The following is a 13,107-nucleotide window of genomic DNA, read 5'->3' as shown; positions in this document are numbered from 1 at the left end:
GGTCGTGTCCGGCGGATCTCCCGCCCGCGGCCACCGCACGGACGGCGCCCCGCGACGGCGAGATCCGCCGGACACCCCCTACATCGTGATGTCCTCCAGCATCTCGGTGACCAGCGCGGCGATCGGCGAGCGCTCCGAGCGGGTCAGCGTGACATGCGCGAACAGCGGATGGCCCTTGAGCTTCTCCACCACCGCGACCACGCCGTCGTGCCTGCCCACCCGGAGGTTGTCGCGCTGGGCGATGTCGTGGGTGAGCACGACCCTGGAGTTGGCCCCGATCCGGCTCAGCACCGTCAGGAGCACCCCGCGCTCCAGCGACTGCGCCTCGTCCACGATCACGAAGGCGTCGTGCAGGGAGCGCCCGCGGATGTGGGTGAGCGGGAGCACCTCAAGCATGCCCCGGTCGATGACCTCCTCGATCACCTCGGGGGTGGTGACCGCGCCGAGGGTGTCGTAGACCGCCTGCGCCCACGGACCCATCTTCTCGTTCTCGGAGCCGGGCAGGTAGCCCAGCTCCTGGCCGCCCACGGCGTACAGCGGGCGGAAGACGATGACCTTGCGATGCTGGCGGCGCTCCAGGACCGCCTCCAGGCCCGCGCAGAGGGCCAGCGCGGACTTGCCGGTGCCCGCCCGGCCGCCCATGGAAACGATGCCGACCTCGGGGTCCATCAGGAGATCGAGCGCGATGCGCTGCTCGGCGGAGCGGCCGTGCAGCCCGAACACCTCCCGGTCACCGCGCACCAGCCGCACCGACTTGTCGGGCAGCACCCGGCCCAGTGCCGAACCCCGGCTGGACAGCAGCCGCAGGCCGGTGTGGGTGGGCAGGTCGCGGGCCTCGGCCAGGTCGGCGGTGCCGTGCTCGAAGAGCACCTCGACATCCTCCGTGGTCACCTGCAGTTCGGCCATGCCCGTCCAGCCGGACTCCGAGACGAGCTCCGCGCGGTATTCCTCGGCGGCGAGGCCGATCGAGGCCGCCTTGACACGCATGGGCAGATCCTTGGAGACCAGCACCACCTCCCGCCCCTCCGCCGCGAGGGACCGGGCCACCGTGAGGATGCGGGTGTCGTTGTCACCGAGCCGGAAACCGACGGGAAGGATCGATGGGTCGCTGTGGTTGAGCTCGACCCGGATGGTGCCCTCGCCGATCGGCATGGGCTCGTCCAAACGCCCGTGTGTCACCCGCAGGTCGTCGAGGTACCTCAGCGCCTTGCGCGCGAAGTATCCGAGCTCTGGATGATGGCGTTTGCCCTCCAACTCGGTGATGACGACGATCGGGAGGACGACCTCGTGCTCGGCGAAGCGGCTCATCGCCGCTGGATCGGCCAGCAGTACGGAGGTGTCCAGGACGTACGTACGCCGACTGGTGATCGGCGACGTGGGTGAGGACGAAGGGTGTGCCACGCGTTCTCCCCCGGGCGCCATGGGGGGCGCCCTGCCATGAGCTGGGATGCGGACCGGACCCGGGCCCACGCTCGCGTCATGCCGAGAAGGCGCCGGTGACCGGCCCTCCTTGGCAGGTCGTGATGCAAAGGCGGGCCCTCTCCGGAGTAGACGGACCTTGTCCGCCTACTTGTTACGGTACGTCCTGAATACCCGTCTTCCAACGACGCAAGCCTGTCCGAAAGGGGGTGTTCATGTTGTATTTCAGTTGCCGTACCGCCGGTGTCGCGCGGCGTAAGAACGGAGAGCCCGCAAGAAGTCGACCCTGCGGAAGTCAGGCCAGTAGGCCTCGCAGAAGTAGAACTCGGAGTGGGCGCTCTGCCAGAGCAGGAAGCCGGACAGCCGTTGCTCCCCCGAGGTCCGGATAACGAGATCCGGATCGGGCTGGCCGCGCGTGTAGAGATGCTCCGCGATGTGCTCGACATCGAGAACCTCGACCAGGTCCTCGATGCTCGCGCCCTTGCTGGCGTGCTCCTGGAGGAGCGAGCGCACCGCATCAGCGATCTCACGCCTTCCTCCATACCCAACCGCAACGTTCACAATCAAACCAGGACGGTGTGATGTTGCTTCTTTTGCATCTTTCAGGACACGTGCCGTGTGATCCGGCAAAAGATCAAGCGCACCCATGGGGTTGATGTGCCATCCGTCGGCCACGAGCTCCTGGACCACATCCTCGATGATCTTCACGAGGAGATCGAGCTCGTCCTTGGACCGGTTGATGTTGTCACTGGACAGCAACCACACCGTGACGACCTCGACCCCGGCCTCCCGGCACCAGCCCAGCAGCTCGGAGATCTTGTCGGCACCCTTGCGGTGCCCGCGGCTGACGTCTTCCAGACCCATCGCCCGGGCCCAGCGGCGGTTGCCGTCGACGATGACGCCGACATGGCGGGGAGCCATCTCCTTATGGCGGGACAGCTTCGCCTCCAGCCTCCGTTCGTACAGCCGGTAGACGAGATCTCGCACGCCCATTGGAGTCCCTCCCCTCAACGCCCACCGTCGAAGGGCGCTGACAGGCAATTATCACCGCCCGGGAGACCTCTCCGCCCCCTCTATGAGGTTTCTGGTTGAGTTGTCGGACTTCAGCGAGCCAGGCACTCCTCGGTCTCCGCGACGAGCGCTTCCACGAAGGCCCCCAGCTCAGCCGAGGTGAGCACCGCGCGCATGCCGACCCCGCCGTGGCTCCACGCCTCCACGAACGCCCTTCTGGTCAGTCGCCACTCCCCCGCGGGCCCCCGCCCACCGGGCATCCAGATCGGGATGGTGCGCAGCTGACATCGGAGTTCGCCCCCGCTGACGATCCCGTTCCTGGTCCGGTAACGAAAGGCGAACAGTTCTTCGTCATCGGGGAAACGGTCGTCGGGATCGGGCCACTGCTCCTCGTCGGCGGCACGCGCCTGGGCGACTCCTTCGGCCAGCCGGGCGAGGAGCCAGCCGCACCGCTCCCCCACCGTTCCGTACAGCGCGCCATCGCGGTGGAGCTCAAGCGTGACCTCGTACGGCAGGCCGATGCTGTCCCGGCACGGCACCGGGGTAACGGTCAGATATGACCCATCAAGGCAACGCAGTCCCCCCACCTCAGAGAGGTTATCCCCGGCACAGCCTGCCAAAACGCACCTAATGCCAGGGGTGCTCGCGCCATCCGGGCGGCTGGTGCCACTCCGTCCAGCCATATCCCGACCTGCCGTCCTCGGTCTCGAACCGGCACAGGGCGCGGGGGAAACGGGCGACGGCACCGCCCGGAGAGGTCATCGCCACGGGAGCGAAAGCGATGGGGACGGCCGTCATCGGAGCCCCCGGCACGGCCAGCCGCGAGCGGGCCGGAAAGCCGTCCTCGCCGAACTCGGTGGCCGCGGTGAAGCCCTCACGGTGGTCGAGCAGGCCGTCCGGCGAGACCGTGAAGCAGGGCCAGGGCATCTCGACGCCGACGTTGGCCCGCATGCCGTGAAAGAACGTCCCGTCGTCGAGCCGGCCGGAGCTCCACAGCCAGGAGACCCCCCACCAGTCGCGCTCTCCCCAGCTGTGATCGCGCTCGCCGTACCCGGAGAAGGGGATCTCCTCGCCACCGACCCTGATCACCCCGCCGACCTCGCAGGGGACCTCGTAGCGCTGGATGAACCCGTACGGGTAGACCCCGCCGACGGTCTTCCACTCAAGGTCGAGCTCCAGCGGGGTCCTCACGGCCCCACCGGGGTCCGCGTAGGCCTGTGCAGGATCATCGAGTACGGCCGCCGCCTCGGCGTTCAGCGTCAGCCTGAAGGACCGCATGGGTGCCGTCACCTCCTGGGTGGCCCGGTATCCCCCGCCCGTCAGCGCGAGGCCGGGCCCCGGAAGAGGGGCGCGATCGTCGGTCAGCAGCACCAGCGGGCGATCCCTGCCGACCAGGCATGCCCAATACCAGGCGCGGTTCCAGTTGGGGTACAGGCCCAGCCGGACGTATCCGGCGAGCGAGCCGTCCTCGGCGGCGAAATCCAGGTAGAAGGACTCGCTCCACAGCGGCTCGGCGCCGGCCGGATGCAGCCCCTCGTCCTCTTCGAGCAGCGGCCACGTCCCATGATCCAAGATCTTCACCACGGCCCACTCCCATGCAAGCGCTTGGCTGGATACCGGGTCAACCTAACCGACCGCCGCCCCTTCCGGACAGCCTCAGGGAGTGTCTCGCGCCGGTCCTCGCGGAGGAGACGACGTCGTGCCGCTCATGGACAGCACCGCGGCCGCCTCCTGGTCCGCCATCTGGTGCAGGCCGTACAGGGCGACCCCGCAGAGGTTGAACTCCTCTTCGGAGGTGTGGTGGTCCCGCGGGCGCGGGGGCAGGGTTCTCTCCTCACGGTGACGCAGGCGGTAGTGCGCCAGCGCGGCCTGCCCCAGGCGCGTGGGGACGATCCGTGTGACCTCGTCCTCGACCAGCTCCAGCTCCAGCAGCCGCTCGATCAGCGCGGCGACCGCGGGGCCCCGGGCGACCTCCGCCTTGACCTCCCAGACCATGGCGCCGTCGCGCCGGGTCTCGAGCAGGGCGAGGATGTCGGCCTCCACCGGATGGACGGTCCCCTCGGACGCGACGGTCATCCTGGTCAGCTTCCCGCCGGGCTCGATCCGGATCATCTTCCTGGCGGACAGGGAAGCCAGGGCGGTGTTCAGCACCCGGAATCGCCCGGCCGCGAGCTCGGCCAGCTCGTAGGCGGTCAGCTCGGGCCCCTGGTAGGTCTTCGTGGAATGCATCGCCAGTCTCACCGCGATCAGACCTGCCACCGCCAGCAGGGCGACGACCGCAATGGTGATCAGAGTGGGCGTCATGGCGACCTCCGGAAAGAAGTCCCTTCACCCAGTCGGACGAACGGCGCCGGTGAGAAGTTTCAGCACCTTCCGGAAGGGCCCGGACCACCACCGGTGGGGCGCCGCGGGCGGCCGCGGCTCCACAGGCCGCTCAGGGGGCTCCGCGAGCCGCCCCGCCGCCTTGAGCCGGTCCGCGAAGTCCCGAGCGTCGGCGCGGGAACCGCCGGACGGCTTGGGACGCCCCCGGGCGTAGGCATCGAACTCCTTCGCGAAGTCGCCGCCGTCGCCGCCGAGCAGCGTGACCAGATCCGGCCGGTGCCGGGCCACCATCCCGCGCCGCTTGGAGATCAGGCTGGCCTCCTGGATCCGCAGCCGCTCCCGGTCGAACCCCGGGGGTGCCTCGCCGCCGGCCACCAGGGCGGCCAGGAGGTCGGCCTGGGCTCTGGCCAGCGCGTCGCGGGCGCCGCCGCCCGGTACATCGCGGGCGTCTCCGCCCGGTACGTCGCGGGCGCCATCGGCCGACGCGTCGCGAGAGCCGTCGGCCGACGCGTCGCGGAAGTCACGGGAACCGCGAGAGCCGTGGGAGTCAGAAGAGCCGTGGGAGTCAGGAGAGCCGTGGGAGCCGTTCTCAGACACGGGCCATCGCGCCGCGGATCCGGCCCAGCTCCGCTTCGAGCGCACCGTCGCTGGGGTAGTTGTCGTCCCATTCGAGCAGCACTCCGGGCGGGTCGATCCGGGCGCAGAGCTCGGCCAGGATGTCCAGCACCTCGCCGGGGACGTGGGCGGTGTGCGTGTCGTGCCAGATCCCGTGGTGGGAGTGGCCGCCGGCGACGTGCACGTAGGCGAGCTCGGACAGCGGCAGGCCGTCCAGCGCGGCCGTGGCCGACAGGCCGAGGTTGACCTGGTTGGTGTAGAGGTTGGCCACGTCGACCAGGAGTTTCACCCCGGTCATCGCCACCAGCTCACCGAGGAACTGCGCCTCGGTCATCTCGTCCTCCGGCCAGCCGAACAGGGCCGCCACGTTCTCCAGCGCCAGGGGGACGGCGAGCGCGTCCTGGGCCCGCCGTACGTTCTCCGCGACCACCGAGAGCGCGGCCCTGGTGCGCGGGACCGGCAGGAGGTGGCCGGCCTCCATGCCACCCGCGCGCACGAAAGCCAGGTGCTCGCTGACCAGCGGCGCGTCCAGGGCCCGCGCGCAGGCCGCCAGGTGCGCCAGCCGGGCCGGGTCCGGCGGTTCGGCGCCGCCCACGCCCAGCCCGACACCGTGCGGGATCACCGGCACCCCGCGGGCGCGGAGCACCCGCAACGACTCGGGGAGCCGGTCAGGGCGCACGTTCTCGGCGATGACCTCGACGAAATCCACGCCCGGCAGGCGCTCCACGGTCAGATCGATCTCCGGGCGCCAGCCGATGCCGACGCCCAGTGAGCCAGGACCGGGCATCACGACCACCCCTCCGCCATGGCGACGGACCGCCTGGGCACCGCCACCGTCGGCACCGACCGCTCAGGCACCATCACAACCACCTCTCGACCGTGGCGGCAGGCCGCTCAGCCTCCACCGCACCCGCCACCGCAGCCACCGCCGCCGCAGCTGGATCCGCCGCCGCAGCTCGACCCGCCACCCGAGTCGCTCCAGCCACCGGAGCCGAAGTCGCCGCCGCCTCCGTAGGAGGCGCTGTCACCGTAAGAGGCGTCGCCCGAGTTGGAGGAATCGCCGGAGGAACCGCCGCAGGCACCGCTGACGGAGCTGTGGTCGCCGCTCCCGGCGTTCCGGAGGTCCTCACGGTTCAGCTCCTCCTCCAGCGCCGGGTCGTCCAGCTCGCTCAGGCCGTACAGGGCGACCGGGACGCCGACCGCGAAGGCCAGGTCGGGGGAGGTCGAGCGGACACCGCGCACGTGGGTCCGGCGGGCGGAGTCGAGCGCGTCGTATCCGGCCTTGGTGAGGGCAGCGCGCAGGGACTTCTTCTGGCGCTGGTAGGTGAGCACGCCTCTGACCCCCGCGAAGCCGCCGGCCAGCACCGCGGCCACGGTGAAGAACCCCCAGCCGGGAGCGGCGACGAGAACGCCGATCTCGAAGACCGCGGCGAACACCGTGACGATCAGCAGCCGCTCCAGCAGCTTCCGCGCCTGGGCGAAGGCGCCGTCGGGCACCAGCAGGCCCTGCCCCAGCAGGTGGTACCGCAGGGCGCTCATGGCCTGGCCCTCGGCCACCGCGCGGCGAAGCTCACCCGCGGAGCAGGAGTTGCCCCGGGCGCGGAGGGCGTCGAGGATCTCCTGCTCGATCGCCTCGGAGCGCGGCAGGGCTCCCATCACGAGGCCGATCTGACCGCCCCGCGACACCCGGACGGCGTCGGCTCTGGCCAGCATGCCGAGCGCGGTGTTGACCACCCGGCGCGGCCCACCGGACAGGTAGGCGAGCTCGTAGAGGGCCGGTTCTCCACCGCGATGATTCGCCGCGGCCATGCGGACGCGCCGCTGTTCGGCGCGCAGTGCCGTCGCGGTGGAGCTGACGACCAGCAGGAGGATGAGAGCTATGACGAACAGTACGACTTCCATGTCCGCCTCCGGGGGGAAAGGAGGGCGTGTGCCCCGTTGTCATGTAGACGCACGGGGCGACACGGAAGTTGCCGTTCGGGGGGATCAGTTCAGACGGTCGAGCAGCGCGTTGTACTCGTCCCAGAGTTCCTTGGGGAAGTGGTCGCCGAAGGTCTCGAAGAAGGCCGGGATCAGCGACGCCTCCTCCTTCCAGGTCTCCTTGTCCACGCTCAGCAGGATCCGCAGGTCCTCGGCGGAGATGTCGAGGCCCTCGGTGTCCAGCTCGGCGGGGAGCAGGCCGATCGGCGTCTGAACCGCCTCCGCCTCACCGTTGAGCCGGCCGACGATCCACTTGAGCACGCGGCTGTTCTCGCCGAAGCCGGGCCAGATGAACTTGCCCTCGTCGTTCTTGCGGAACCAGTTCACGTAGTAGATGCGCGGCAGCTGGACGTTCTCGCGCTGACCGATCTTGATCCAGTGCGCGAAGTAGTCGCCCATGTTGTATCCGCAGAACGGCAGCATCGCGAAGGGGTCGCGGCGCAGCTCACCGACCTTGCCTTCGGCGGCGGCGGTCTTCTCCGAGGCGATGTTGGCTCCGACGAAGACACCGTGCTGCCAGCTCAGCGACTCGGTCACCAGCGGGACCGCGGTGGCGCGGCGACCGCCGAACAGGATCGCCGAGATCGGCACGCCCTTGGGGTCCTGCCACTCGGGGGCGATGGTCGGGCACTGCCCGGCGGGCACCGCGAACCGGGCGTTCGGGTGGGCGGCGGGCTCCTGGCTGTCCGGAGTCCAGTCGCGGCCCTTCCAGTCGGTCAGGTGCGCCGGGGGCTGCTCGGTGAGCCCCTCCCACCACACGTCGCCGTCGTCGGTGAGGGCGACGTTGGTGAAGATGCTGTTGCCCCAGAGCGTCTTGATCGCGTTGGCGTTGGTGGACTCACCGGTGCCGGGCGCCACGCCGAAGAAGCCGGCCTCGGGGTTGATGGCGTACAGGCGGCCGTCGGCGCCGAAGCGCATCCAGGCGATGTCGTCGCCGATCGTCTCGACCTTCCAGCCCGGGATGGTCGGCTGGAGCATGGCCAGGTTGGTCTTGCCGCACGCGCTCGGGAACGCCGCCGCGACGTAGCGGGTCTCCCCGGAGGGCGGGGTGAGCTTGAGGATGAGCATGTGCTCGGCCAGCCAGCCCTCGTCGCGGGCCATCGTGCTGGCGATGCGCAGCGCGTAGCACTTCTTGCCGAGCAGCGCGTTGCCGCCGTAGCCCGAGCCGTAGGACCAGATCTCACGGGTCTCGGGGAAGTGGCTGATGTATTTGGTGGAGTTGCAGGGCCAGGGCACGTCGGCCTGACCGGGCTCAAGCGGGGCGCCGACCGAGTGAACGGCCTTCACGTAGTCCCCGCGCTCCTCGATGAGCCTCAGTGCCTGGTTTCCCATGCGCGTCATGATGCGCATCGACACGACCACGTAGGGCGAGTCGGTGATCTCGACGCCGAGCTGGGAGATGTCACCGCCCAGCGGGCCCATGCAGAACGGCACGACGTACATGGTGCGGCCACGCATGCTGCCCTTGAAGATCTCGCCGAAGGTCCGGCGCATCTCGGCGGGGGCGATCCAGTTGTTGGTCGGCCCGGCGTCCTCTTCGCGTTCGGAGCAGATGTAGGTCCGGTCCTCGACGCGGGCGACGTCACTCGGGTCGGAGGCCGCGTAGAAGCTGTTCTGCCGTTTGGCCAGGCGCTTGAACGTTCCCTGCTCGACCAGCAGGTTCGTCAGGCGCGTCCATTCGACCTCCGAGCCGTCACACCATTCGATCCGGTCGGGCTGGGTCAGCTCGGCGATCTCGTTGACCCATGCGGCCAGCTCCGTGTGGCTGGTCGGGCTGGGGGTGGTTACGTCCTCGATAACGGACACTGCTGCGGCTCCTTACACTTCTCAGGGCCAAAACATCATTGACGACGAAACCACACTTAATCCAATTGGCGTAGACCAATGAATTCACGTGGTCAGGCGTCGCAGCACCCCTGGTTCGCCCTTCCCTGCGGACATATGGGCTGGCAGAGGCCACGGCGTTCCGGGAGACTTACCCAAAAGAAGTGAAGTTAAAGAAAGAAGTTCCGGCAGTGGTATAGGCCAATGAGAAAGGTCTAAACCAATCATCGAACAGGTTCAGACCAATTTTCCGCCGTTTCCCCTGTCCAGCCTCAGGAGCTCATGTCGGGGCCCGAGGCCCGGACCCTGTCCACATGCTGGAGCGCGTCACGCAAATCGGCCAGCCAGGTGTCGGTGTGATTGCCCACCAGACGAACGCACCAGGCGAGCGCGTCGCTCCGGCTGCGGGCGACTCCGGCGGCCACGAGGGTGTCCAGCACCCGCCGTTCCGCCTGACGCAACCGAGTCATGACCGGCACCGAGAGTGTGGTGAACATCACCGTCTCGTCACCGACCTTGACCCCCCAGGAGACCTTCCGGCGGAAGCGGTGCTCCGCCTCCAGCGCGATCTCGATGCGCCGCTCCCGGGTCTCCTCCCGGAAACGCTGCACGCCACCCTCCATGGCGGCGCTCCGCTCCACCTCCGAGGCGTCGTCGCCGAGCGCCGGCGCCTGGAGCCTGCCGACCACCGTGATCTCCTCACGGTCGAGGACGACCTCCGGTGGCCCGTCGAACCACTCGCCGGGCAGCCGGCCGGAGAACCAGCCTCGCAACTTCTCCACCGCTTCGTTGTTTTCCATGTAATTGAGATTACATCGCTTCATTCAAGGAGACCAGCATCATTTGCCCGGCAGCCGGGCGCCCGCCGTACCACCGGAGGATCCAGTGTTCACGCACGTGGCCGGGGGCGTGGAAATCAGTCGGCGATTTCCGGCTGTCCGGCACCGGCCGGTGTCCAGACCGGTGAGCGGGAGGTGAGCGTTCGGTGAGCCACCGCCGCCATGGTTTGACCTGACGCCGATTCCACCGAGGACCGGCCTTGCGAACACGAGGAGTAGAGATGGGCGTTCTGGCAGGTAAGACGGCGCTGGTGACGGGTGGGTCACGCGGTATCGGCCGCGCGGTCGCGCTGCGTCTGGCCGCCGACGGCGCCGAGGTCGCCGTCCACTACGGCGACAACGAGGAAGCGGCCAAGCAGACCGTGGCCCGGATCGAGGAGGCGGGAGGCCAGGCGTTCGCCGTCCGGGCCCGCTTCGGTGAGGACGGCGCGGTAGACCAGCTGTTCGAAGGCCTGACCGCGGGGCTGGCCGGACGCGGGCTGGACATTCTGGTCAACAACGCGGGCATCATCTCGGCCCATTCGATCGCTCAGGTCACCCCGGACGAACTCGCCCGGCTGCTGGCGATCAATGTCGCCACGCCGTTCTTCGTCATCCAGCGGGCGCTGCCACTGCTGAACGACGGCGGACGCATCATCAACATGGGCTCGACGGCCAGCCGTCTCGCCGTCTCCACCCAGATCGGCTACACCATCACCAAGGCGGCGCTGGAGTCGATGGCGCCGTCGCTGGCCAACGAGCTCGGCCGGCGCGGCATCACGGTGAACACCGTCGCACCCGGCGCCGTGCGGACCGACATGACCTCCGGCTACACCTCCATTCCCGAGGTGGTCGCCGGGCTGGAAGCGATCACCGCGCTCGGACGGCTGGGCGAGCCCGAGGACGTGGCCGACATCGTCGCCTTGCTGTGCAGCCCGCAGGGCCGGTGGATCACCGGACAGACCGTCGACGCCTCGGGCGGAACATACCTGGGCCCGATCGCCGCCGGCTGAGCGCCCGCTCCCGGCTCAGGCCCCTGCCATCGGCTCAGGTTCGCGCGCCGGCCGCCCGTGTCCCGGGCACTTCCGCGTCAGCGGACCCGGGCGGCGATCGCCGGGCTGATCCGTACGGCCCCGGCGAAGTTGCGGGTGCTGACCGGGACGAGCTTGACCACGTCTCCGGTCCGGGGGGCGTGCAGCATCTTGCCGTTGCCCCAATAGATGGCCACGTGTGAGACGTAGCTGGGGTTGGTCGGGTCGTGCCGCCAGAACAGCAGGTCCCCCGGCTGGGCCTGGGAGAGCGGGATCTGCGGGCCCGAGACGAACTGCTGGTGCGTCACCCGGGGCACCTTGATGCCCGCCTGGGCGTAGGCCCACTGGACCAGGCCGGAGCAGTCGAAGGTGTCCGGCCCCTCGGCACCCCACACATACGGACGGCCGAGCTTGCTGATCGCCGCGGTGAGGGCGGTCTTGATCTGGGGCACCGTCATGAAGGATCCCGCCGACCAGACCGTGCGCCCCGGTCGCTGGGGAGGCGCCTGCAACACCGGATTGATCGTGGCGACCTGACTGCCCCGCGGCAGAACACGCAGCAGGGCGCGGCGCAGCTTGACCGAGTCGGTTCGCGGGGCGCTCACCACCAGCGCGTTGTTCTCGGGGATGCCCAGCGCACGCGCGGTCGTCCGGGAGACCACGGCGTCGATGGCACCCATGCCCATCGTCGCGTAGGCGCCCACGCGCAGGCTCTGCTGCCCCGCCGCGGCGACGATCTTGCCCAGCGGCATGCCGCCGTCGTTGCCGAGGACGAAGGAGACGGCGATCTCTCCGGCCGAGACGTTGCGCCAGAGCCGGTCGGACCGGGCGGTCGGCTTGGGGGTGTAGGCGCGGAACGTCGAGGGGTTCACCCCCAGCGTCTGCACCCGCTTGCCGTCCATGGACACTTCGGCGGCGTCGGCGCGCTCCACCGCCCGCACCCCGGCGACCCGGGTGATCTTCGCCACCACGGCCGAGCTCAGGGGCTTGTCGGACACCACGAACATGTGCGGCCGGTGGACCGAGGTCAGGGGGGCCACGGGCTGCGGGGGAGTCTTCGCCGGCTCGGACGGGACCACGTTCTCCTGGAGGGTCTGCCGGGCGACGGGTTTGCGCAGGGCGACCGCCTCCGGGGTCTCCCCCGGCAGCTGGACGACGATCACCACACCGGCGATCGTCGCGGCGAGGAGGACGATCACGACGGCGGGGACCACCTGCCTCAACAGGCGCGCGGTGCGGTGGTCATAGCGGATGCGCGGACGGTAGGCGAGGTCCTGGCGGGCCTCGTGAATCAACTCGGAGACGCGCGTCCGCCCGTCGAACACGACATCTCCCCCTTCAACCCGTCCAGCCCCAGCCCTAAGGGTGCCGTACAGCGCGTCGCGATGCACGCAAACCCACCAAAACACTCTCTATTTCCGGCACAACGCCAGCGGCAAGGGCCGGAGACAGAGCGATCCGCCGGGACGCGCATCCCGGCGGATCAGCTGGTTCAGGCGAGATCAGTTGCCGATGTACGGCACGGCCTCAAGGATCTCGACCGTGTTGGAGCGGCCGTTCGGCATCGTGTAGGTGGCTTTCTCACCGATCTTCTTGCCGTTGATCGCGGCGCCGAGCGGCGACTTGGGCGAGTAGACGTCGATCGGCGCGCCGCTCTCCTCACGGGAGGCCAGCAGGAAGGCGACTTCCTCGTCGTCGCCCTCGAAGCGGACGGTCACCGTCATGCCGGGGCCGACCACACCCTCGGTGCGGGGCGCCTCGCCCACCTTGGCGTTGTCGATGATCTGGCGGAGGTGGAAGATGCGGGCCTCCATCTTGCCCTGCTCGTCCTTGGCGGCGTGGTAGCCGCCGTTCTCCTTCAGGTCGCCCTCTTCGCGGGCGGCCTCGATCTTCTTGGCGATGTCGACGCGCCCGGGCCCCGAGAGGTATTCCAACTCCGCCTTCAGGCGGTCGTACGCCTCCTGAGTGAGCCAGGTGACGCTCTCGTTGTGGGAGTCGGCCACGGGTTCTCCTTGCATCCTCTATGGGGGCTTCGTACTTGGGTAGCTGACGCTAGAATCTCGAAAGGTTAACAAGTTAACGGCTCG

Annotated in this window: 13 protein-coding genes; 1 reads left to right on the top strand and 12 read right to left on the bottom strand. The window is 69.2% G+C overall.

What is annotated here, in order from left to right; genetic code table 11:
• Nucleotides 1–78 precede the first annotated feature (78 nt).
• From ACFY2X_RS11830 to ACFY2X_RS11785, 10 genes are all read right to left on the bottom strand, one after another.
• A complete protein-coding gene (locus ACFY2X_RS11830) occupies nt 79–1,422 on the bottom strand; it encodes a PhoH family protein (RefSeq protein WP_389936204.1) in 1,344 nt (447 codons plus the stop codon).
• A gap of 222 nt (nt 1,423–1,644) precedes the next feature.
• Nucleotides 1,645–2,412: an isoprenyl transferase gene (locus ACFY2X_RS11825; protein WP_389936201.1), complete on the bottom strand. Its 768-nt coding sequence runs from the start codon at nt 2,410–2,412 to the stop codon at nt 1,645–1,647.
• A 110-nt stretch (nt 2,413–2,522) separates the two neighbouring features.
• A complete protein-coding gene (locus ACFY2X_RS11820; RefSeq protein WP_389936198.1) occupies nt 2,523–2,969 on the bottom strand; it encodes a hypothetical protein in 447 nt (148 codons plus the stop codon).
• Nucleotides 2,970–3,057: 88 nt separating this feature from the next.
• Complete coding sequence (locus tag ACFY2X_RS11815) at nt 3,058–4,014, bottom strand: hypothetical protein (protein ID WP_389936195.1); 957 nt, start codon at nt 4,012–4,014, stop codon at nt 3,058–3,060.
• A 72-nt stretch (nt 4,015–4,086) separates the two neighbouring features.
• On the bottom strand, nt 4,087–4,734 hold the full coding sequence (locus ACFY2X_RS11810) for a TIGR04222 domain-containing membrane protein (protein ID WP_389936192.1): 648 nt from the start codon (nt 4,732–4,734) through the stop codon (nt 4,087–4,089).
• A 24-nt stretch (nt 4,735–4,758) separates the two neighbouring features.
• Entirely contained in the window at nt 4,759–5,349 is a 591-nt protein-coding gene (locus tag ACFY2X_RS11805) for a hypothetical protein (RefSeq protein WP_389936189.1), read from the bottom strand.
• Complete coding sequence (locus ACFY2X_RS11800; RefSeq protein ID WP_389936186.1) at nt 5,342–6,154, bottom strand: DUF692 family multinuclear iron-containing protein; 813 nt, start codon at nt 6,152–6,154, stop codon at nt 5,342–5,344. Before ACFY2X_RS11800 ends, ACFY2X_RS11805 begins: the two co-directional genes overlap by 8 nt.
• Before the next feature lie 107 nt (nt 6,155–6,261).
• Nucleotides 6,262–7,269: a TIGR04222 domain-containing membrane protein gene (locus ACFY2X_RS11795; RefSeq protein ID WP_389936183.1), complete on the bottom strand. Its 1,008-nt coding sequence runs from the start codon at nt 7,267–7,269 to the stop codon at nt 6,262–6,264.
• Between the two features lie 84 nt (nt 7,270–7,353).
• Nucleotides 7,354–9,153: a phosphoenolpyruvate carboxykinase (GTP) gene (locus tag ACFY2X_RS11790; protein ID WP_389936180.1), complete on the bottom strand. Its 1,800-nt coding sequence runs from the start codon at nt 9,151–9,153 to the stop codon at nt 7,354–7,356.
• 290 nt (nt 9,154–9,443) lie between these two features.
• A complete protein-coding gene (locus ACFY2X_RS11785) occupies nt 9,444–9,971 on the bottom strand; it encodes a hypothetical protein (protein ID WP_389936176.1) in 528 nt (175 codons plus the stop codon).
• Nucleotides 9,972–10,231: 260 nt separating this feature from the next.
• On the opposite strand from ACFY2X_RS11785, the gene ACFY2X_RS11780 reads away from it, so the two are divergent.
• Entirely contained in the window at nt 10,232–11,002 is a 771-nt protein-coding gene (locus tag ACFY2X_RS11780; protein ID WP_389936173.1) for an SDR family oxidoreductase, read from the top strand.
• Nucleotides 11,003–11,079: 77 nt separating this feature from the next.
• On the opposite strand, the gene ACFY2X_RS11775 is transcribed toward ACFY2X_RS11780, so the two are convergent.
• Both ACFY2X_RS11775 and greA read right to left on the bottom strand, forming a co-directional pair.
• The gene (locus ACFY2X_RS11775; RefSeq protein WP_389936170.1) at nt 11,080–12,345 is read right to left on the bottom strand and encodes a C40 family peptidase; all 1,266 of its coding nucleotides are present in this window, start codon (nt 12,343–12,345) and stop codon (nt 11,080–11,082) included.
• Between the two features lie 177 nt (nt 12,346–12,522).
• Nucleotides 12,523–13,038 (bottom strand): transcription elongation factor GreA, encoded by a 516-nt coding sequence (gene greA, locus ACFY2X_RS11770; protein WP_389936167.1) that lies wholly within the window; start codon nt 13,036–13,038, stop codon nt 12,523–12,525.
• Nucleotides 13,039–13,107: the final 69 nt, after the last annotated feature.

The organism is Streptosporangium sp. NPDC000396 (assembly GCF_042898655.1).
GTDB lineage: Bacteria > Actinomycetota > Actinomycetes > Streptosporangiales > Streptosporangiaceae > Streptosporangium.
Note: the sequence above shows the minus strand (reverse complement) of the source record. Positions and strands in the feature narration are given on the sequence as shown.